Raw genomic sequence first — 19,802 nt, forward strand, 5'->3', positions numbered from 1 at the left:
GCTCTCCCCCAGGGGGAGAAGTCGTCGGTGCTTGCTGCCGGCAGCTGAGACAAGTCGCCAAGGTCATCGTCAAGACCACTGTCGGTCGCAAAGCCGTGGAATAAAGGCTCTTCGCGGGATGTGTGAATGTCGTAGGGCGCCGTCCCGAGCATCCAGTGCGGCGTTTTACGCTGCTGGAATATTGAACGAATTTTATTCTGAACTGCTTTTGAACTGCGCCGGGCCTAGATTCTCGGCACGGCGGCCGAGAATGACGAAGCGTCGAAGGTATCGGGTCTTGCTCTGGTGTCGCCGCCTGCGCTCGGCTTAGCGTCGTGCACTACGGAGCCCGATTTATCGCCCGGCGCTCTACAATTCTTGCAGCCCGCGGTCGTAGTCGCTAATACCGGCGACCTTTGTCGCGACCAACCCTGCCGAAAACCGCAGAGCGGGAAAGAGGCCGCTCTATTACTGCGACAGCAGCGCTCCCGGCGCCCTCGTCTCGACCGAGGAGACGACGAGATCGGCATCGTCGCGGGCTGCGAGAGTCCGACCGCCCACAAAACGGTAGCCATTCTCGATCGGGGAATAATAAGCCGGGCCCGTTACCCCGTCGATCGTGACGACACGGGTGGTCAATGTTTCGGTATTCCCGACCGGCATTGCATACACGATGACACCGGCCGCGATCATGACAGATCTCAGCATCGTTCAACTCCAACCTGCCGTGCCAGACCGGGCGATCATTCGGCGTCGCCCTATTTCTGACGCTAAGTCATTTTACCGCCGTTCGAGCCCGTCCTCAAGAAGGGGTTCGTCCGTCTCGTTCGGTTCATACCCAAGATAAGAACCATCACACTGCCAAAAGGTTGCCGCAATCGCCGGAATCAGGCTCTTCTCGGGGCTTGGTTGAGGAGCCGTTGCAGGGCTTCACATTCGCTTGAGGATGACGGAGCAGTGCCTTTCACGGGGTCGGCGCCTCATTCTTGAGCAGCCAATATTTCGCGAGCAGTTACGTCTTGGCTTCACAGTCGGAGTGTGAAAGATTTGCCACCGCGCGACCCAAATCGGGGCGCAAGTCGACCAAGATCCAAGGGACCCCCTTATGATGAAACGCACGCTCGCGACTGCAGCGATCCTCGTCTCGGCCACGGTGCCGGCTTTTGCCCATGTCGATCCGATGGCGCATGGCTCGCTGCTGTCGGGGCTCACCCATCCGGTCTCCGGCCTGGATCACCTTCTTGCAATGGCGGCTGTCGGCGTCTGGGCCGCCGCTCTCGGCGGAAAGGCCCGAATCGTCGTTCCGTGCGCCTTTGTCGCAATCATGGCGGCGGGCTTCGTCGCGGCCACCAATGGTCTTTCAGTGCCGTTCGTCGAGCCGATGATCCTCGCCTCGCTCGTCGTCTTCGGCCTTCTGATCGCAGCCGCCGTGCGCCTTCCCCTCGCCGCCGCTTCGGCGATCGTGGCCGGCTTTGCCTTCTTCCATGGCGCGGCCCATGGCAGCGAGATGGGCGCGGCGACGGTTACGAGTTTTGCCATCGGCTTCCTCGCAGCGACCGCCGCTCTTCATGGCGCCGGCTATCTTCTCGGCCAGAGCGCATTGAAGATTGGCGCTCCATTCGCGCTGCGTCTTGCCGGCCTTGTAACCGCCGCGACCGGCGCTCTGATGCTCGCTGCCTGACGCAGCCATTCCTTCCAGAGGAGCGCGCTTATGATTCCCGGCGAAGTGATCACTCAGAGCGGCGACATCGTTCTCAATGACGGTTCGCAGGCGATTTCCATGGAAGTCGCCAATAGTGGCGACCGGCCGGTTCAGGTCGGAAGCCACTATCACTTCGCCGAGACCAATCCGGCGCTCGTCTTCGACCGAGAGGCCGCTCGCGGCCTCCGGCTCGATATCGCGGCCGGAACAGCCGTGCGATTTGAGCCGGGACAGACGCGCGAAGTGACGCTCGTCCCGATTCGGGGCGCGCGGAAAATTTTCGGCTTCAACGGCAAGGTGATGGGGCCGCTCTGACGAGAAGGATCGTCGGCGGCTCGGTTCACCCCTCAAGCCTTCTTTCGTCCGACGAAATTCGGAGCGGATCATGCGCAATGGCGTTGATCAGCTGACTCGATAGTCAGAGACCGGGCATTCGCCTTCCCTCATCAATATCCTCACGCATCACGGCAGGCCGTCCAAAGGACTCGGCTTGCCGCAATGCGTGATAGGGCGTCCGGCTGACCGCGCCGGACGCCCTATCACGGCCCGCATTCTATTCGAGCCTCACGAAAATCCGCGATCGCCTGAGTCGTCCACGACGCGAGCGAAAGCTCTTCGTGTCAGCCCGCTAGCGAGCGCTGGCCCGGGCCTTCGTCGCGCTGCGAATCTCGCTGCTCCAGCTTCTCGGCATTCTCGTATTCGGCCTCGGCCTCTTCGAGTGCGATCTTCGCGGCGTTGATCTGAACCCGCAGATCCTTGGCCGAATGGGCCAGATTGTCGCGGCGCAGCCGCGCAGCCTTCGCGAAGGTCGAATAGGCGAAATGCTCCGGATCGGTGATTCCGCTTTTCTTTTCCTCCGATTCGATCTGCAGGTCGAGATCGGACGCCATGCGCTCGAATTCGCCCATCATCAGCTCGAGCTGCTCCACTTGGCGCCGCTTTTCACTGACCTTGAATCGCGCCAGCCGCAACAGGTTGTCCCGTTTCATTCAGAGACCCTCTCAACTCGATACTCCTGACGGCCCTTTTTTGGGATTGTCCGATCGCCGTCCAAGGCTTCGGACAAGGCTCGTTGTCTAAGCCTTTAACCGTCTGTTTACGCGCAAGGTTAATCCTAAGGACGAGGATTTAAGGCTGGGTAAACCGGGAAATGGAGAAACGAGGGCATTCCTCGGGGGTCCACGAAACGGGCGATCCAACCCGAGGACGACGAGCCGACCCGTCCTTCGATGCCTGCGGCCTGGTCCATGACGGGCCGACAGCATTTGTTAACCATCTCGTGCCAACTTCGTGGCCGAACTGAGACAGAACAGAACAGAGCTTTGCCGATGCCCTTCGACGGCGCGGCCGGCTGAGAGGACCTTCTGATGCGCGTTCTTTTGATCGAAGACGACAGTGCGGTGGCGCAGAGCATCGAGCTGATGCTGAAATCAGAGAGCTTCAACGTCTATACGACGGATCTCGGCGAAGAGGGCGTCGATCTCGGCAAGCTCTACGACTACGACCTGATCCTTCTGGACCTGAACCTGCCGGATATGTCGGGCTACGAGGTGCTTCGCACCCTTCGCCTGTCCAAGGTGAAAACGCCGATCCTGATCCTGTCCGGCATGGCCGGCATCGAGGACAAGGTTCGCGGCCTTGGTTTCGGCGCCGACGACTATATGACCAAGCCCTTCCACAAGGACGAGCTCGTCGCCCGCATCCACGCCATCGTGCGACGCTCCAAGGGCCATGCCCAGTCGGTGATCAACACGGGCGACCTCACCGTCAATCTCGATGCCAAAACCGTCGAAGTCGGCGGCCAGCGCGTCCATCTGACGGGCAAGGAATATGCGATGCTGGAGCTTCTCTCGCTTCGCAAGGGCACGACACTCACCAAGGAGATGTTCCTCAACCATCTCTATGGCGGCATGGACGAGCCGGAATTGAAGATCATCGACGTCTTCATCTGCAAGCTGCGCAAGAAGCTCGCCAATGCCACCGGCGGCAAGAACTACATCGAGACGGTCTGGGGCCGCGGCTATGTGCTGCGCGAGCCTGAAGAGGCCGCCGCCTGACCGACCTCCACATTCCGGGCGTGACAAAGCCGCCACGCTCAAAGGAGCGCGGCGGCTTTTTTCGTTATTTGGAAGGCCGATCCCTTTTTAGGGACATGGCGAGCCGATCTTACTCGGAGCCGACGGTGATCTGCCGATCCTCGGGAAGCGTCTCATATTGCGAGACGTCGAACTCCTGCAGCGCCTCGACCTGCGATTCGCTGATATTCGGCGCGACGAAATCGTTGCCACGAACAATGAGGCCCGAGAGCGGGATCGCCACCGTCTTTTCACCGAGGCCGAGGAAACCGCCCGACCCCACGACCGCATAGAGCTGGTCGTCGACATTGACGATGTTCTGAATGTCGCCAAGGACGTTTCCATTCTCACCGACAATATTGTATTCAGTGAGCTCGTCGACCGTCAGCGCAATCTCGCGAGCCGCCGATTCGTTGACGGCGACATTGGCGCCTTCCTGGTCCTGACCGCTGCTGGAATTTGCCTGCGTCTGCGGATTGTTGGCGTCGCTGCGGTCCATGGCATTCTGGCCGGACTGCGTATTCTGGTTGGACTGGGCATTCGACGACTGCTGATTGCCCTGGCGCATCTGGTTCTGCTGATCCTCAGACATCTGCGAACCGTCGGAATTCTCATAGGTGATGTTCGGCTCACCCTGCTCCTGGTTCACCGTCACCTGCGCATCTTCACGCTCATAGCGGATATTCGGCCGCTGATTGGCGTTCTGCATGGTGATTTCCGCCTGATTGGACCGCTGAATGTTCACATCCGCAGTCTCGGAGCCACCGGGCTTACGCACCTCGGCATCCGACTCTTCGCCAATCGAGACCTGCGGCTCACCCTGATTCACGCTGACCTGGGGCGCCTGCTGGTTCACATCGACATTGGGCTCCGGCATGCGCACAGTGATGTTCGGCTTCGGAATATCGACCGTCACACGCGGCGCCGGCTGGCGCACGATGATTTCCGGCTGCGGCTGGGACACCGTCACATTGGGCTGGGCCTGGTCGACGGTGACATCAGGCTCGGGAACGTCGACGCGAACGGCCGGCGCATCGGGATCGACGACGACATCGGCGTCGCCCTGCATCTCATTGGATTGGTTTCCTGCCGCCTCATTGGTCCGGTTCTGCGTATCTTGCGCCATAGCGGCAGGAACCATCATCGTACCAGCAAGAAGCGTTGCGATAAATGTCGTTTTCATCGTCGATAACCTCGTCATTCTTCTATGATTTGCAAAGGCTGATTTGGACCTATCGGCTTCTAATTCTGCTCGTGGGCCAAATCGTCGCTCGGTTCATCTAAGGAATGAGCGCTAGGGCCGGCCGTTCCTGACCAAAATTGTTAGCCACCCAGATGCCGCCGCATGAAAGGCGCACTGAAGGCATGATCATGGCGCGTGCTTGGAACGCGTCTTTTACCGACTGCTTGAGTGTCTGCAGGCCTGCCAAAGTGGCAGTTTCCTCTGACGGAACGGCGCTAGATTCGGCATCGATAAAAAGCTGCGACCGCGTCCAGCGCACGCCCACGCTAGAGGCGCTTCGACAAAGCGGGCGGCACAAAAGATGTGCGGAGGAAGCGCGATGGCGACGAGCCATGGATCTTTGAACGGGACCGGTAACGGATCGGCCCCCGCGGCGGGCGGGAAGGCAGGGCTGGAACCGGCCGATCCGCATCGCTGGCGTGTCCTCGCCCTTACCTGCCTCTCGGTGGTCTTTGCCCTCACCACCTGGTTCTCGGCGACCGCGATCATCCCCGAACTCACCCGCGTTTACGGCCTGAGCGCTGCCCAGTCTGCTTGGTTGACCAATGGCGTGCAGATCGGCTTCGTCCTCGGCGCGGTCACGGCGAGCTTCGTCAACCTGCCCGATCTCGTCCCGATCGCCCGGCTCGTCGCGCTGAGCGCGACGCTCGCCGCGCTCGCCAATGCGGTGCTGCTCGTTGCGCCCGATGCCAGCGTGGTGATCGCGGCCCGCATCCTGACGGGCATTGCTTTGGCAGGTGTCTATCCGCCGGTGATGAAATTCATCTCGACCTGGTTCAAGCGGGGCCGAGGTTTCGCGCTCGGCGCAGTCATCGGCGCCCTCACCCTCGGCTCCGCGACACCCCATCTGGTGCGCGCTCTTACGAGCGGGATCGACTGGCGCGCGGTCGTGATCGCCTCATCCCTCATGACGCTATTCGCCGGCCTCGTCTTCCTGTCGATTGCTAAGGACGGCCCCTATCCCTTCTCGAAAGCCGTCTTCTCGCCTCGCCAGCTCGGCGCCGTCCTCAAAAACAAGCCGCTGATGCTCGCCAATCTGGGCTATTTCGGCCACATGTGGGAGCTTTATGCCTTCTGGGGTTGGTTCCTCGCCTTTTCGACGGCGGCCATGGAGCATCAAGGGATCGCCACCGTACCGGGTGCTTCGCTCGTCACCTTCTCGGTCGTTGCCGCGGGAACGGCCGGTTGTCTTCTCGGCGGGGTCCTGTCGGACCGAATCGGACGCTGCGCGACGACGATCCTGATGCTCGTCGTCTCAGGCCTTTCGGCCGCCCTGATCGGCTTCACCTTCGACGGGCCCTTCTGGCTTTTCCTTCTCGTCGCCATCGTCTGGGGCATCTTTGTCGTGGGCGATTCGGCCCAATTCTCGGCCGCCGTCACCGAGGTCTCGGACCCGCGCTATGTGGGCACGGCGCTGACGCTCCAGATGGGCATCGGCTTTGCCCTGACCGTCGTCGCCATCGCCGTGACGCCCCTTGTCGCCGAAGCGCTCGGCAGCTGGCGATGGACATTTCTCATTCTCCTGCCGGGTCCCGCCATCGGCATTCTCGCCATGCTTGCCCTGAGGCGGCATCCGGAGGCTGAAAAGCTGGCGGGCGGGTTGAGATAGGCCGATCGCTCGGCCAGCCTCGTCTGATCAGCACGCCTGAACGAAACTCTCCAGCACCCGCTTTTGTCCGGCCTTGTCGAAATTCACCGTCAGTTTGTTGCCGTCCACATGGGACACGGTGCCATTGCCGAATTTCAGATGAAGCACCCGGTCACCCACGGCAAAGCGGCTTTCCTGATCGGCGACGGATTTTGCCACCAACTCGCCTTCGATCTCGCGCGGGCCGCCGCGTTTGGCGGAGGAATAAAGGCCGAGACCTTTGCGCGGCGGCTGGTTGTGGCCGCGCCCGGCTCGCCCGTGCGCCTCGCCCGCGCCGCCCATTCGGCCGGCAAAGCCGGTCGAGGGGCTTTGGTCGGATTCATAGGTCAGTTCGCGCGTGCGCCCGCCTGACCAGCCATCGCCGCGCCCACCTTGGCCGCCATCGGCAAAGCCGGCCTGAGCCGCTTGCGCGCGTCGCCAGCCGGGCGTGCGATAAGCGCCTTCGTTGAAGGCCGCACCGCCATCCCAACGCGAAGCGCCATAGCCGCCGAAACCTCCGGCGCCATAACCGCCATAGGAGGTGTTGGCCTCCATCACCTCCACATGGGCTTCCGGCAATTCGTCGAGAAAGCGGGAGGGAATTGTGGACTGCCAGAGGCCGTGGATTCGCCGGTTGGAGACGAACCAGATCTTCACACGTCGCTTACCGCGCGTGATGCCGACATAGGCAAGGCGCCTCTCTTCCTCGAGCCCAGACCGGCCGCCCTCGTCGAGGGCGCGCTGATGGGGAAACAGCCCTTCTTCCCAGCCGGGCAGAAACACCGTCTCGAATTCCAACCCCTTGGCCGAATGGAGCGTCATGATGGACACGGCGTCGAGCTCGCCCGACTGCTCGGTGTCCATGACGAGGGCCACATGTTCGAGGAAGGACGGAAGGGACTCGTATTCCTCCATGGAGCGAATGAGCTCCTTCAGATTTTCCAGCCGGCCCGGCGCCTCGGCCGAACGGTCGGCTTGCCACATTTCCGTATAGCCGGATTCCTCGAGGATCTGCTCGGCCAGCTCGGTGTGTTTGGTGGAGGCGAGAAGCTCGGACCACCGGCGGAAATCGGCGACCAGCCGGCGCAGGGTGTTGCGCGGCTTGGGCTTCATCTCCTCGGTCTCGACGATCTCGCCGGCCGCCGCGATCAGCGGCACGCCGCGCTGGCGGGCATAATCATGGAGAAGGCGGATCGTCGCATCGCCAAGACCGCGTTTGGGCGTATTGACGATGCGCTCGAAGGCGAGATCGTCTGCCGGCTGGCAGACGCAGCGGAAATAGGCGAGCGCATCGCGGATCTCCATGCGCTCGTAAAAGCGCGGGCCGCCAATGACGCGGTAGTTCAGCCCCATGGTGACAAAGCGATCTTCGAAGGTGCGCATTTGAAAAGAAGCGCGCACCAGGATCGCCATGTCGTTGAGATTATGGCCGTTCCGCTGGAGATTCTCGATCTCCTCGCCGATCGCCCGTGCCTCCTCCTCCGAATCCCAGCCGGCATTGACCTCGACCTTCGGGTCTTCCGGATCGGGCGTGTCGGTGAAGAGCGTTTTGCCGAGCCGGTCCTCATTATGGGCGATGAGATGGGATGCGGCGCCCAGAATATGGCCGGTGGAGCGATAATTGCGTTCGAGCCGGATCACGGTCGCGCCCGGAAAATCTTTCTCGAAGCGCAGAATGTTGTCGACCTCCGCGCCGCGCCAGCCATAGATCGACTGGTCGTCGTCGCCGACGCAGCAGATATTGATGGTCGGTCGGCTCTCCTGAGTGGCTTTGTCCACATGGCGATTGCCGGAATGCCGCTCGTCCGCGGCAACCCTTATCGACGTCTCCCGGTCAGGCGACGGCGCGATCTCGGCGGATGCCGGCTCGTCCCACATGCCGTCATGGGCATCTGGATCGTCATAGCCATCGGCGAAAGGCCGCTCGAAGCGATCGCCGTCGAACGGCATCTCGCCATCGTCGGAAAAGGGCCGGATATCCTCCGAGGCCTTGTCGCCTTCACGCGCCGGAGAGGAGGCGGCGGGCACTGCCGAGCGCGGCTTTGGCCCACCCGCCGCCTTGCCCGAACTTGCGCTGCGCTGCGCCAGAAGCCGCAGCCATATATATTGCGCCGTATTGGTATCCTGATACTCGTCCACCAGTATATAGCGGAACCGGCGGTGATAATCGAAAAGCACATCCGGATGGCCGCGAAAGATCGCGATCGGATGCATCAACAGATCGCCGAAATCGCAGGCATTGAGCGACTTAAGCCGCTCCTGATAGGCAGCATAGAGCTCGCGGCCTTTGCCATTGGCGAAGGCGCGGGCGTCGCCCTCGGCAATGTCCTTCGGCGCAAGACCCTTGTTCTTCCACCCATCGAGCATGTTGGCGAAGGTGCGCGCCGGCCAGCGCTTGTCGTCGAGATTCTCCGCCTGGATCAGCTGCTTGATCAGCCGGATCTGGTCGTCCGTGTCGAGAATGGTAAAGTTCGGCTTCAGACCCGCAAGCTCGGCATGGCGGCGCAGGATCTTGACGCCGATCGAGTGGAAGGTGCCGAGCCAGGGCATCCCCTCCACCTCGCCGCCGACGAGAAGGCCGATGCGCGTCTTCATCTCGCGCGCCGCCTTGTTGGTGAAAGTCACCGCCAGGATCTGCGAGGGATAGGCCCGCCCCGTCGCCAGAATATGAGCAATCCGCGTCGTCAGAACGCGCGTCTTTCCCGTCCCCGCGCCGGCAAGCACGAGCACAGGGCCTTCCGTCGTCTCCACCGCCGCCCGCTGTTCGGGATTGAGGCCGGTCAGATAGTCCGGCGCCTTCGTGGGACCGCCGCGTGCAGCCATCGCCCGGGCGGCAATGCCTCCCGGCTTTCGAGCGGGTCTCGATTCGTCGTAATCGGTCATGGTCTTATGACGTAATCCCTCGACCGCGCGAACTCCAGGGCCGTCGAAGCGCCGATGGACATCCGCCGCTATCAACCGGACCGTAATCGGTAAAATATCCGGCCGAAAATGATGCGGCCTCCTGCCGTATGGGCGAATTTCAAGTGGTGCCAACAGACGAGACATTTCGCGCCCGAAGCTTCACGAAGTCGTGCTGACCACAAAACGGGCAACGCACACGCTTGACGCATTCGCGATCGTGGCGAAACATAGGCGGCAAGGTTTTGGTCATCATCTGAAACCGCGAATTGCCCGTGCGCGGTTGGGGATCGCCGGGCTCCACTTGCCGGAAGCCATCGGCTTCCTGCGGATCGATGGCCTGGGTCTATTAAGGGGTGGCCCAAGCCGTCGACTATCAAAGGATAGGGGTCGCTCATGTCCCTGACGATGAAAATCCTGATCGGCATGATCGCCGGCGTCATTGTCGGCGTGGTCTGCAACGCCGTCGGCAACAGTTTCATCAATGAGACGATCGTCGCCGGCTTCCTCGGCATGATCGGCACGATGTTCGTCAATGCGCTGAAGATGCTGGTGGTGCCGCTGGTCGTCTTCTCGCTGATCTGCGGCGTGACGGGCATCGGCGACATCAAGGTTCTCGGCCGCGTCGGCGGCAAGAGTTTCGCCCTCTACATCATGACGACCGCCATCGCGATCGCCATCGCGATCACGATCGCTATCGTCGTGGCGCCCGGCGCCGGATTCACCATGGACGGCGTCGACACCTCCGGCATCACGGCCAAGGAGGCTCCCACCGTCTGGGAGGTCTTCGCCAATATCGTCCCGACCAATCCGATCAACGCTTTTGCCCAGGGCGAAATGCTGCAGATCATCTTCTATGTGATCATCGTGGGCATCGCGGCCCTGATGCTCGGCGAACGCTCGAAGCCCTTCGTCGAGGCCTGCGAATATATGAACGAGCTGATGATGAAGATCGTCGGCATCGTCATGGCCGCAGCGCCCTACGGTGTCTTCGCACTCATCGCCAAGACCTTCACCCAGCAGGGTATCGAGCTCTTCATTCCCGTCATCGCCTATGTGGCGACGCTCACCGGGGCGCTCTTCCTGCATCTCTTCGTGACCTTGATGCTGCTCCTGAAGCTGCTGTCGGGCCTCAGCCCACGGACCTTCATGCAGAAGATGCGGCCGGCGCAGATCTTCGCCTTCTCGACCGCTTCTTCCAATGCCACGATCCCGGTCACCCTGCGGGCCGTCACCGAGCGCCTGGGCGCCAACAATTCCGTCGCCTCCTTCACTGTGCCCTTCGGCGCCACCATCAATATGGACGGCACCGCCATCATGCAGGGTGTCGCGACGGTCTTCCTCGCCAATGTCTATGGCGTCGATCTCGGTCTCGGCGGCTATCTCACGGTGATCGCCATGGCGGTCCTCGCCTCGATCGGGACGGCAGGCGTTCCGGGCGTCGGCCTCGTCATGCTGACCATGGTTCTGACCCAGGTCGGCCTGCCGATCGAAGGCATCGCCCTCATCCTCGGCGTCGACCGGCTGATGGATATGATCCGAACAGCCGTGAACATCACCGGCGATGCGGTGGTCACCATGATTGTCGCCAAGACCGAGAACCAGATCGACATGGCGGTCTTCGAGAATCCGAATGCCGGCATGGACGAGGAGAGTCTCGACATCGACCCGGCCGCTGAACAGCGCCTGAAAGGCGCGGCCGAAGGGCACCCGCACGCTCAACCGGCGGAGTGATCCTCAAGACAAAGACGGCCCCGGCGAAAGACAAAAAGGCCGGGGCTGTCTCCTCTCTCTTGGGAATACGGCGCTTATCGCGTCGTCGGGACCGGCGCTCGCAAAGCGATCGGGCATGAAGCCCAGTCTTGAGGGCCAATGGATGATAACGGCGAATCAGCGCGCCGAGCCCTTCGCCATCCCTCCAGCCGAGAAACAAGGGGGCCGAGAAATCGGGATGGGTCCGCTGGACGTCGCAGCCTTCGCCGAAAGAGTTGAGACGCGCCGCTTTTCTCTCGCCGCCCGGAGAGGGTGTCCAAGGGACAGATAAGGGATCCTTTCGTTGATGACGGGGGTCCTCTCACCCGGCGCGTCGCGCCGCATTTCCGGAAGGCAAGAAAAGAACGCCCTTACGGGGCTAGCCAATCTTCAGCCAACACCACCTTTTCCACGCCGGCAAAGCGGGCGATGCGGGCAAGCTCAGCCATCAGCTTGTCCATGCGCCCCGACGAGGCGCGCACGCCCCTCTCCCACCAGAGCCTGCGGATATTGAGCGCGCCCGTCCTGCGGTCCGCCTTCATGTCGATACGGCCGATCAGGCGGTCGCCTTCGAGGAGCGGGAAGACATAATAGCCATATTCGCGCTTGGCCTCGGGCACGAAGATCTCGATGCGGTAGCGGAAGCCGAAAAGTCGTTCGGCGCGGTCGCGGTCACGGAGCAGCGGGTCGAAGGGGCTGAGCACACGCAGGCGCGACGGCGGCGCGGGCCAGTCCTCGGGATTGGCGGAAAGTCCCCTGAAGGCGTAGGCGGCGCGCGGTTTGCCGCCATCGATGGGGGCGATGTCGACCGGCTCCAGTTCGTCGCGATGCAGCGCCACCCAGCTCTTGGCCTCTTGCGGCGAGACGAGGGCGAAGAAGGCGGCGATCTCGCCATGGGTCGCAAAGCCGAGCCGTGTCAGCGCCGCGCGGCAGGCCCAATCGACAAAGGCCTCGTGGCTCACCTCGGGCTCGCGCGCATGGGCCGGGATCACGCGCTCCGTCAGATCATAGACCTTTTGGAAATTCTCGCGCCTTGAAATCGCGAGCTTGCCGGTGTGCCAGTAGAATTCCAGCGCGGTCTTGGACGGGTGCCATTCCCACCAGCCGCCGGACTTGTGATCCTGCGCCTTGACCTCGCGGGCGAGCAACTCGCCGCGGTCGCGAATGCGCGCCATCGTCTCCTCGAACGCGCTATCGAAGCCCTCGCCCTGCCATTTCGCCCAACGCTGGCGCATCGAGGTCTCCTTGCGGACGAAACGGTGCTTCCAATAGGGAAAGAATTCGACCGGCAAGATCGAGGCATCATGGGTCCAATGCTCAAAAAGCCGCCGATCCTCCTCGATCAGCTTGCGTAAGTCTTCGCGGTCGAAGGTCTGATTGCGCGAAAAGACGATCTGCTCATGGGCGCGGACAACCGTCGCGATACTGTCTACCTGCACGAAGCCGAGATCATGAATGAGCTGATGGAGCCCGTCGCGATCGAGCGCCCGGCCGGGATGGGCGGAAAGGCCTTGGCGGGAGAGGAAGATTCGCCGGGCAGCGAGGTTGGAGATGAGATTCGCCATGACCTGTGAACACATATGTTCACGATTTGTTCAAGTCAATCGAAAAGCGCTACGAACGGTCAATTGCGAGCACCGCCAATCATCGGAAGATGGCCGCCCCTATGGCGGCCCAAACACCCTTCGATTTTGGACCCATAGAGCCCGGGTTGCGCGTCGCCCCGCGATATCAGGCCGCGCGGGGGCCGGCGATCGCCTTGGCGCCGGAAGCGCCGGGCGCCGGCAAAGCCGGGCCGGAGGCTGGAGCGGAATGGGCCGCTTGCACGCGCTCTTCGCGCAGCCGCTTGAGCGCGGCCGCCTGCTCGGCATTCTCACGCTGAAGCCGCTCGATCTCATACTTGCGCTGCCAGGATTCCCGACGATGGCTCGACTGCGAAATATAGGTGCCGAAACCGCCGAGAATGACGCCGAGAATCACCGAGGCGATCAGCATCAAAGCCAGCGGCATCGAATAGGTCAGCTGCGGCATCGTGCCGAAGGGATCGAGCGACAACTCGACCGGACCTCGATTGGAGACGAGAAAGACGACCAGAAGAATGGCGAGCGGAACGAGGATGATGAAGGAAACGATACGCGAGATCATGAGAAGGTCCGTCGCTTGAACTGATCGATACGGCGGTGAACCTATGCCATCCCGCCCATGATTGGAAAGATGGACATCGATCTTCGCCCGTCAATTGCCGTGAAACTGGCGATAGGCACCCCGCGCTATCGCCTGCCCTGTCACACTCGCATGGAACGTTGGCGCCTCGAGCCTCACCATACGCTATGGCTCGGAAGCTAAGACCTCTCGCGAACCTTGGGTTCGGTCATTATCGCGCCTTGCCGACAGTCCAGAGCAGCGTGTCGCGGCGCGGCTCAATCCTCGTCGTTCAGTCGCTCGCGCAATTCCTTGCCGGGTTTGAAGAAGGGTACCCACTTCTCCGAGACCTCCACGGCTTCGCCGGTACGTGGATTGCGGCCGGTGCGAGGCGGGCGATTCTTTACCGAGAACGCGCCGAAACCGCGCAATTCGACACGGTTCGATTCGCACAGCGCTTCTGTGATTTCGTCAAAGATCGCATTGACGATCAATTCCACATCTCGCTGATAGAGATGCGGATTTCGGTTCGCAATTGTCTGCACCAGTTCGGACTTGATCAAGACTCGTCGCCTTCCCGCTCAATCGGCCCGGATTGCGGCAAGCGTCCGGACCACCCCTTCTTCCACCGCTTGTGCCTACGCCAAGTTCCCCTCGGCGCCGCGCGATGGTCATGCCCCCTATTCAATCAGCGTCTCCGCCCCCCGGCGCTGACACGCCGCAATCATGCTAGCAACTCTGCCCAGCCGCCCAAGCCACATTATCCGATGTGAGCGGCCGATACTAGGCAATACAGGCTTTTATCGCTGCCGGGACATTCAGGCGCCCGCTTCGGTGTCGCTTACGATCTCGATCATCTTGGCGATGAGTCAGGCGCGTAAAAACCGGCCACTCATCGTTACCTTGCGCTTTTCCGACCCGCTCCCGCCTCGATCTCTTCATAGAATGACATTGCTGTCGGACATTCTCTTGCGGAAAGGCGGAAGCCTCCTCTCAGAGCGTCACCGCGGAGGCTGCCAGAGGGATACCAGACCGTCAAGGTGAATCGCCTTGATATCGTTGGGTAAGATCCAGCCGAAAAGGCCCAGCGTTTCCAAAAGGACAGCGCTGGCGGATGCCGCGAGGGAGAACGGCAAGGCCTCCTCATCGGGTTTCCGGTCGACGATCTCCAGCCCGGCCGAGACGCCGCGTTCCTCTTCCAGCCAGCGCCGCAGCTCGTCCTCGCCGCCGATCGCGTCAATGAGCTTTCTCTCCAGCCCCTGATGGCCGGAGAAGACCGAGGCATCCGCGACGGCGGCCAATTCGCTTGGGGACAGATTGCGCCGCTCGGCCACGAGATCGCGGAACCAGACGAAGGTATCCATAATCAGCCGCTCGACCATCGCGGTCGCCTCAGGCGGCGGCGGTCCGAAGGGTGAAGGCTCTGCCTTGATCGGCGAGGACTTGATCGCGTTGACATCGACGCCGACCGTATCGAGAAGTTTCGAGGCGTCCACATATTGAAACAGGACGCCGATGGAGCCGACGATCGAGGTGCGATGGGCGACGATATAATCGGTGCCGGCCGCGACCATGTAGCCGGCGGACGCGGCGAGTGTCCCGACTTCGGCTGCGACCGGTTTGACCTCGGCGATTTGCCTGAGCGCTTCATAGATCGTCTCGCCGCCGACCGTCGTCCCGCCAGGCGAATTGATCCGCACGATCACGGCCTTGACGCTCGTCTCGTCCTTCAGCCGATCCAGGAGTTCGAGAAAGTCCCGATCCTGGGTGATGACGCCTTCGACCGAAACGCGGGCGATCTGATCGCCCCCGCTCGGCGCCTCGATAGCGGTCGCGACGAGGGCCCCGATCCCTAAGAGAGCGATGACGACCGCGACGACCCGCCAAAAAGTGACCTTGCGCCGGAGCGCTCTGCGGTCGATAACGTCGTCGGCGCTGGCCATGAGCGTCTCTCTATGCGCCGCGGAAACCGTCGATCCAGCCCTTTGAGGAGGTCTCTACCTTCTCATTGGCAATGTCTCGGCGGCTCGGCACGGATCCGGTCTAAAAGACGTGAACCGCAACAATGCGGGTCAATTCTTTGGACCTACACCGACAGGCCAAGCATGGGAAGTCTCGGGAAAGCCTGACACTATAGCGACAGATGGACCCGCCATCGGCGCGTCGTCAAGAAATCCCCGCAATGAGCGGGCATTGAAGACCGTCGTTGCAGACCCGACATTGCTGCGGTGCGGACGGCCCCTTGGAGACGGAGAGTTTGACGCGAGGCGAGACAGAAGGGACGAGGGGCGAAACGCGCTCTAACGCGCCGAACGGTGTGGAGCCGGTCGACGGCGCTTTCGCACGTCCACGATCCGATGGGGCTTTTGCCCTGGCCGAAAAGCGCTCGCGCACGGTCCGGCGACTGAAGGTGATTTTGCCGACGATCGGCGTCCTCATCATTCTCGGCGGCATCGGCGCGACCTGGGTCGCGCGCGCCATCCCTGAAAATGTCGCGATCGAGGGGCTCACCATCGACAATGGGCGCGTGGTCATGGAAGACCCGCGCATGTCGGGCGTTGATGCCAATGACCGCCCTTACGAACTTGTTGCCGAGCGGGCCATGCAGGCCCTGAACGGCGGGGCCATCGACCTCGAAGCGATTGACGCCAAGGTCTCCGTCAGCGACACGACGACCGCCCATATCACGGCCGCCTCCGGCCATTACGAGCCAAACGCCCAGACCCTCGGTCTCGATGGCGGCCTGTCCATCAAGACCAATGACGGCCTGAAAGTGGACATGCGACAGGCCCAGATCGATCTTGCCGAGGGCGTCCTCGTCAGCCAGCAGCCGGTGACGATCCAGAACGGCGAGCAGAGCATTCGGGCCAATGCCCTCACCGTCAGCGACAACGGCAAGCGCATCCGCTTTTCCGGCGGCGTGACCATGTCGCTCAAACCGAATTCATCGCCCGATTCATCGGCGCCAAGCGCCAAGCGCGAAGCTGCGCTCGAGCTTCGCCCCGCCTCGGCCAACACCATCCTATCGAGAGAGTGACCTCGCCATGCGCGTCTTGTCCCATGCCTGCCTCGCCGCGTTGCTGATGGCGACCACGGTTGCTGCCGCCCCGGCCCTTGCCCAGGACTCCGGCCTCGGTCAGAGCTTCACCGGCCTGGAGCTCAAGGGCGACCAGCCGATCTCGATCGAATCGAACAGCCTCGACGTCGACGATCAGTCGGCCATCGCCACCTTCTCCGGCAATGTGTCCGTCGCCCAAGGGCCGACGGAATTGAGGACCAGCAAGCTCGTCGTCCATTACGATCGCAACGGCGCGAATGCCGCGGGCGGCGCGCAGCCGGCCTCCACCGGCTCGGCCCTGCCCGGCAGTTCGAGTTCCATCAAGCGGCTCGAAGCTTCCGGCAAGGTCTATGTGCGCTCGGCCGATCAGGTCGCGACCGCCAATGAGGCGACCTTCGACATGGCGACCCAGCAGGTGGTGATGTCCGGCGACGTGGTCCTTTCCAAGGGCGACAATGTCGCGGAAGGGTGCAAGCTCACCATCAAGATGGACACCGGCGTCGCCCGTCTCGATGCCTGCAACAGCCGGGTCCGCATGATGCTGACGCCCGGCCAGCAGGGTAACTGAGACCGGTGGACGACGCATTGGATGCACAAACACGAGGCATGACAGGAACCGGGGACCGGCATGGCCAGGACGGCGCATCGAAGGCTCGTTCCACCGGCGACACAGAACGCTCTGGCATAGGCGCGTCCGCCGACCTGCCGCGCAGCGAGGGCATTCTGGCCGCCGCAGGGCTGACCAAGACCTATCGCGGACGCCGGGTCGTCGACGGCGTCGGCTTGGCCGTTCGGCGCGGCGAGGCCGTCGGTCTCCTCGGCCCCAATGGTGCCGGCAAGACGACCTGCTTCTACATGATCACCGGCCTCGTGCCCGTCGACGACGGCATCATCGTTCTCGACGGCCATGACGTCACGCGCGTGCCCATGTATCGGCGGGCCCGGCTCGGCATCGGCTATCTTCCCCAGGAAGCCTCGATCTTTCGCGGCCTGTCGGTGGAAGACAACATCCGCGCCGTGCTCGAGGTGACGGAGCCCGACAAGAAGAAACGGGAGAGCGAGCTCACCGCGCTTCTCGAAGAGTTTCACATCGACCATCTGCGCAAGCAGCCTTCGACGTCTCTGTCGGGCGGCGAGCGGCGGCGCTGCGAGATCGCCAGAGCTTTGGCGTCAAAGCCGACCTTCATGCTGCTCGACGAACCCTTTGCGGGCGTCGATCCGATCGCCGTAGCCGACATCCAGGCTCTGGTGCGCCACCTGACCCATCGGGGAATCGGTGTCCTCATCACCGATCACAATGTGCGCGAGACCCTTGGCCTGATCGACCGGGCCTATATCATGCATGCGGGTGCGGTCCTTACCCATGGCTCGCCCCAGGAGATCGTCGACAACCCGGATGTCCGGCGCCTTTATCTCGGCGATCGCTTCAGCTTTTAACGACCTTGGTGGACAGCGCCTGTCATAAGATTGACAGGTTGGCGCCGGGGGGCTTTCATAGCCTCATCCGGCTTGGACGCCCGTCAGGGCCGGCCCGGCGGCAGACAGGGTTCGCCCGTCTGCAGCTGGATGAGGAGGGTGACGGGCCAGCTTCCAGCGAGCGACTCCGCGTCCATGGCACTTTCGGCAAAATTGCAGATGCGTCAGAGCCAGTCGCTGGTGATGACACCGCAACTGCTCCAGTCGATTCGCCTTCTGCAATACGGCCATAGTGAGCTGAAGGCCTTTCTCGAGGCTGAAGCCGAGCGTAATCCTCTCCTTTCGATCCAATCGGGCACAACCGTCTCGAGCGACCAGAGTCGGGGGACGAATGGAGCCTCTAACGGTCACGCAGGCTTTTCGGGCGCTGGTTCGTCCTCGCAGCGTCCGCGCGGCCTGACCTCGACCAGCGATTTTACCGTCGAGGACTTTGCCGACGATCGCAGTTCGCTCTTTGCCCACGCTCTTGAGGAGGCCAGAGACGCGACGCGCTTCGGTCCTGAGCGAGCGGTCGGCGAAAGTCTCGCCGATTCGCTCGATGCCTCCGGCTATGTCGGCACGCCGATTGAGAGCATCGCCGTGGAACAGGGCGTGGCGGTCTCTTTCGTCGAAGAGGTGCTGGCCCGCATTCAGGCCGAGGCGAGCCCGGCGGGTCTGTTCGCCCGCGACCTCAAGGAATGTCTCGCCATCCAGCTGAAGCGTCAGAACCGCTACGACCCAGTGATCGGCGCGGTGATCGACAATCTCGACCTTCTCGCGCGTCGCGATTTCGCGGCTCTTCGACGCCTTACGGGCGAGGACGAAAGCGGGCTTCTCGAAATTCTGACTGAGATCCGGGCGCTCGATCCCAAACCCGGCCACGCTTTCGACGGCGAGGGCGGCGAGGCGATCGTGCCGGATGTCGTCGTTACGGAAGACCCGGATGGCGGCTGGCAGGTCGAACTCAATCCCGAAACGCTTCCGCGCGTCCTCATCGACAAGACCTATCTCAACCGCGTGGGTACCGGATCGTCAGACGGGGCGGAAAAGGCGTTCTTGGGCGAATGCCAACAATCGGCCGGGTGGCTCGCGCGCGCGCTGGAACAGCGGGCGAAGACAATTCTGAAGGTCGCTACCGAAATCGTGAAGCGCCAGGACGGTTTTCTGGCCTCGGGCGTGACCGGCATGAAGCCGATGACACTTCTCACTGTGGCTGAAGCGATCGGCATGCATGAATCGACTGTCAGCCGGGTCACCGCCATGAAATTCATGGCGACCCCACGCGGCACGTTCGAGATGCGATTCTTCTTCACCCAGGCGATCGCGGCCACCTGCGGTGGCGACGCCCATTCGGCCGAGAGCGTCAAACATCGCATTAAGCAAATGATCGATGCCGAGACGCTTGGCCATGTCCTCTCCGACGACGACATAGCGGCGATCCTGAAGAAGGAAGGCATCGATCTGGCGCGCCGCACCGTCGCCAAATATCGCGAAGCGCTCTCCATCCCCTCTTCCATTCAGCGCCGACGCGAATTGAACGCCCGTCGCCTGGCTTCGTAATGGAGCCGCTGAACGGGCCTCGCGACGATCCGTGGTGCCGTCCGCGAAAGCTCTGTTTGAAGCGCCAGGCGAAACCGAAACATTCGATGTTCCGATCGCCCGGCGCGCCGCCTCGAGCAACAAGATCGCGCCGCGCTGTCAGTGCGCGGCCCAGCCAATTTATTCAAGCACGGTCGCCCAGATCGCTTGCGCGCGCGCAGGCGTCAGGCCGTTTGCCGGCGATAGGCGCGCTCGAACACAGCGCAGATCGCGAGAAACCCGATTATCGATTTGGGCGTAAAGGCTTGGATCGACGCGTGGCGAAGATG

The 19,802-nt window shown here is 62.3% G+C and carries 17 protein-coding genes; 9 read left to right on the forward strand and 8 right to left on the reverse strand.

Annotated elements, in window-relative coordinates; all coding sequences use genetic code 11:
* Positions 1-447 precede the first annotated feature (447 nt).
* Positions 448-687 (reverse strand): hypothetical protein, encoded by a 240-nt coding sequence (locus tag B9A15_RS21150; protein WP_139798539.1) that lies wholly within the window; start codon positions 685-687, stop codon positions 448-450.
* Positions 688-1,084: 397 nt separating this feature from the next.
* On the opposite strand from B9A15_RS21150, the gene B9A15_RS21155 reads away from it, so the two are divergent.
* On the forward strand, positions 1,085-1,660 hold the full coding sequence (locus B9A15_RS21155) for a HupE/UreJ family protein (protein ID WP_139798540.1): 576 nt from the start codon (positions 1,085-1,087) through the stop codon (positions 1,658-1,660).
* A gap of 30 nt (positions 1,661-1,690) precedes the next feature.
* Positions 1,691-1,996, forward strand: coding sequence for an urease subunit beta (locus B9A15_RS21160; protein ID WP_084412797.1), 306 nt, complete (start codon positions 1,691-1,693; stop codon positions 1,994-1,996).
* A gap of 305 nt (positions 1,997-2,301) precedes the next feature.
* On the opposite strand, the gene B9A15_RS21165 is transcribed toward B9A15_RS21160, so the two are convergent.
* A complete protein-coding gene (locus B9A15_RS21165) occupies positions 2,302-2,670 on the reverse strand; it encodes a flagellar export protein FliJ (protein WP_084412799.1) in 369 nt (122 codons plus the stop codon).
* A gap of 378 nt (positions 2,671-3,048) precedes the next feature.
* On the opposite strand from B9A15_RS21165, the gene ctrA reads away from it, so the two are divergent.
* Positions 3,049-3,738, forward strand: coding sequence for a response regulator transcription factor CtrA (gene ctrA, locus B9A15_RS21170; protein WP_084412801.1), 690 nt, complete (start codon positions 3,049-3,051; stop codon positions 3,736-3,738).
* 109 nt (positions 3,739-3,847) lie between these two features.
* On the opposite strand, the gene B9A15_RS21175 is transcribed toward ctrA, so the two are convergent.
* On the reverse strand, positions 3,848-4,939 hold the full coding sequence (locus B9A15_RS21175) for a PRC-barrel domain-containing protein (RefSeq protein ID WP_170923396.1): 1,092 nt from the start codon (positions 4,937-4,939) through the stop codon (positions 3,848-3,850).
* A 379-nt stretch (positions 4,940-5,318) separates the two neighbouring features.
* On the opposite strand from B9A15_RS21175, the gene B9A15_RS21180 reads away from it, so the two are divergent.
* A complete protein-coding gene (locus B9A15_RS21180) occupies positions 5,319-6,608 on the forward strand; it encodes an MFS transporter (protein ID WP_084412805.1) in 1,290 nt (429 codons plus the stop codon).
* A 27-nt stretch (positions 6,609-6,635) separates the two neighbouring features.
* Here the strand turns inward: B9A15_RS21180 and B9A15_RS22710 are convergent, their stop codons facing one another.
* A complete protein-coding gene (locus B9A15_RS22710; protein ID WP_139798541.1) occupies positions 6,636-9,509 on the reverse strand; it encodes an ATP-dependent helicase in 2,874 nt (957 codons plus the stop codon).
* 414 nt (positions 9,510-9,923) lie between these two features.
* On the opposite strand from B9A15_RS22710, the gene B9A15_RS21195 reads away from it, so the two are divergent.
* The gene (locus tag B9A15_RS21195; protein ID WP_084412807.1) at positions 9,924-11,261 is read left to right on the forward strand and encodes a dicarboxylate/amino acid:cation symporter; all 1,338 of its coding nucleotides are present in this window, start codon (positions 9,924-9,926) and stop codon (positions 11,259-11,261) included.
* 389 nt (positions 11,262-11,650) lie between these two features.
* On the opposite strand, the gene B9A15_RS21205 is transcribed toward B9A15_RS21195, so the two are convergent.
* The 4 genes from B9A15_RS21205 to sppA all read right to left on the reverse strand — a co-directional run bounded on the left by B9A15_RS21205 (position 11,651) and on the right by sppA (position 15,364).
* Complete coding sequence (locus tag B9A15_RS21205) at positions 11,651-12,844, reverse strand: winged helix-turn-helix domain-containing protein (RefSeq protein WP_084412811.1); 1,194 nt, start codon at positions 12,842-12,844, stop codon at positions 11,651-11,653.
* A 166-nt stretch (positions 12,845-13,010) separates the two neighbouring features.
* Entirely contained in the window at positions 13,011-13,424 is a 414-nt protein-coding gene (locus B9A15_RS21210) for a LapA family protein (RefSeq protein WP_084412813.1), read from the reverse strand.
* Positions 13,425-13,699: 275 nt separating this feature from the next.
* The gene (locus tag B9A15_RS21215) at positions 13,700-13,984 is read right to left on the reverse strand and encodes an integration host factor subunit beta (RefSeq protein WP_084412815.1); all 285 of its coding nucleotides are present in this window, start codon (positions 13,982-13,984) and stop codon (positions 13,700-13,702) included.
* 438 nt (positions 13,985-14,422) lie between these two features.
* On the reverse strand, positions 14,423-15,364 hold the full coding sequence (gene sppA / locus B9A15_RS21220) for a signal peptide peptidase SppA (RefSeq protein ID WP_084412817.1): 942 nt from the start codon (positions 15,362-15,364) through the stop codon (positions 14,423-14,425).
* Positions 15,365-15,627: 263 nt separating this feature from the next.
* Between sppA and lptC the strand changes: the two genes are divergently transcribed.
* From lptC to rpoN, 4 genes are all read left to right on the forward strand, one after another.
* The gene (gene lptC, locus B9A15_RS21225; RefSeq protein WP_244557068.1) at positions 15,628-16,458 is read left to right on the forward strand and encodes an LPS export ABC transporter periplasmic protein LptC; all 831 of its coding nucleotides are present in this window, start codon (positions 15,628-15,630) and stop codon (positions 16,456-16,458) included.
* A 7-nt stretch (positions 16,459-16,465) separates the two neighbouring features.
* Positions 16,466-17,047, forward strand: a complete 582-nt coding sequence (locus B9A15_RS21230; RefSeq protein ID WP_084412819.1) for an LptA/OstA family protein — start codon at positions 16,466-16,468, stop codon at positions 17,045-17,047.
* 38 nt (positions 17,048-17,085) lie between these two features.
* The gene (gene lptB, locus B9A15_RS21235; protein ID WP_244557069.1) at positions 17,086-17,916 is read left to right on the forward strand and encodes an LPS export ABC transporter ATP-binding protein; all 831 of its coding nucleotides are present in this window, start codon (positions 17,086-17,088) and stop codon (positions 17,914-17,916) included.
* A gap of 174 nt (positions 17,917-18,090) precedes the next feature.
* Complete coding sequence (rpoN, locus tag B9A15_RS21240; protein WP_084412821.1) at positions 18,091-19,494, forward strand: RNA polymerase factor sigma-54; 1,404 nt, start codon at positions 18,091-18,093, stop codon at positions 19,492-19,494.
* Positions 19,495-19,802: the final 308 nt, after the last annotated feature.

Origin of the sequence: Fulvimarina manganoxydans, assembly GCF_900176465.1 — a bacterium.
Taxonomy (GTDB): domain Bacteria; phylum Pseudomonadota; class Alphaproteobacteria; order Rhizobiales; family Rhizobiaceae; genus Fulvimarina; species Fulvimarina manganoxydans.

What these genes read in the sequence shown, in the direction of transcription:
- B9A15_RS21150 (WP_139798539.1), bottom strand. Translation starts at nt 687, where the DNA reads ATGCTGAGATCTGTCATGATCGCGGCCGGTGTCATCGTGTATGCAATG.
- B9A15_RS21210 (WP_084412813.1), bottom strand. Translation starts at nt 13,424, where the DNA reads ATGATCTCGCGTATCGTTTCCTTCATCATCCTCGTTCCGCTCGCCATT.
- B9A15_RS21160 (WP_084412797.1), top strand. Translation starts at nt 1,691, where the DNA reads ATGATTCCCGGCGAAGTGATCACTCAGAGCGGCGACATCGTTCTCAAT.
- B9A15_RS21180 (WP_084412805.1), top strand. Translation starts at nt 5,319, where the DNA reads ATGGCGACGAGCCATGGATCTTTGAACGGGACCGGTAACGGATCGGCC.
- B9A15_RS21195 (WP_084412807.1), top strand. Translation starts at nt 9,924, where the DNA reads ATGTCCCTGACGATGAAAATCCTGATCGGCATGATCGCCGGCGTCATT.
- sppA (WP_084412817.1), bottom strand. Translation starts at nt 15,364, where the DNA reads ATGGCCAGCGCCGACGACGTTATCGACCGCAGAGCGCTCCGGCGCAAG.
- B9A15_RS22710 (WP_139798541.1), bottom strand. Translation starts at nt 9,509, where the DNA reads ATGACCGATTACGACGAATCGAGACCCGCTCGAAAGCCGGGAGGCATT.
- rpoN (WP_084412821.1), top strand. Translation starts at nt 18,091, where the DNA reads ATGGCACTTTCGGCAAAATTGCAGATGCGTCAGAGCCAGTCGCTGGTG.
- B9A15_RS21230 (WP_084412819.1), top strand. Translation starts at nt 16,466, where the DNA reads ATGCGCGTCTTGTCCCATGCCTGCCTCGCCGCGTTGCTGATGGCGACC.
- B9A15_RS21205 (WP_084412811.1), bottom strand. Translation starts at nt 12,844, where the DNA reads ATGGCGAATCTCATCTCCAACCTCGCTGCCCGGCGAATCTTCCTCTCC.
- B9A15_RS21155 (WP_139798540.1), top strand. Translation starts at nt 1,085, where the DNA reads ATGATGAAACGCACGCTCGCGACTGCAGCGATCCTCGTCTCGGCCACG.
- B9A15_RS21175 (WP_170923396.1), bottom strand. Translation starts at nt 4,939, where the DNA reads ATGAAAACGACATTTATCGCAACGCTTCTTGCTGGTACGATGATGGTT.
- ctrA (WP_084412801.1), top strand. Translation starts at nt 3,049, where the DNA reads ATGCGCGTTCTTTTGATCGAAGACGACAGTGCGGTGGCGCAGAGCATC.
- lptB (WP_244557069.1), top strand. Translation starts at nt 17,086, where the DNA reads ATGACAGGAACCGGGGACCGGCATGGCCAGGACGGCGCATCGAAGGCT.
- B9A15_RS21165 (WP_084412799.1), bottom strand. Translation starts at nt 2,670, where the DNA reads ATGAAACGGGACAACCTGTTGCGGCTGGCGCGATTCAAGGTCAGTGAA.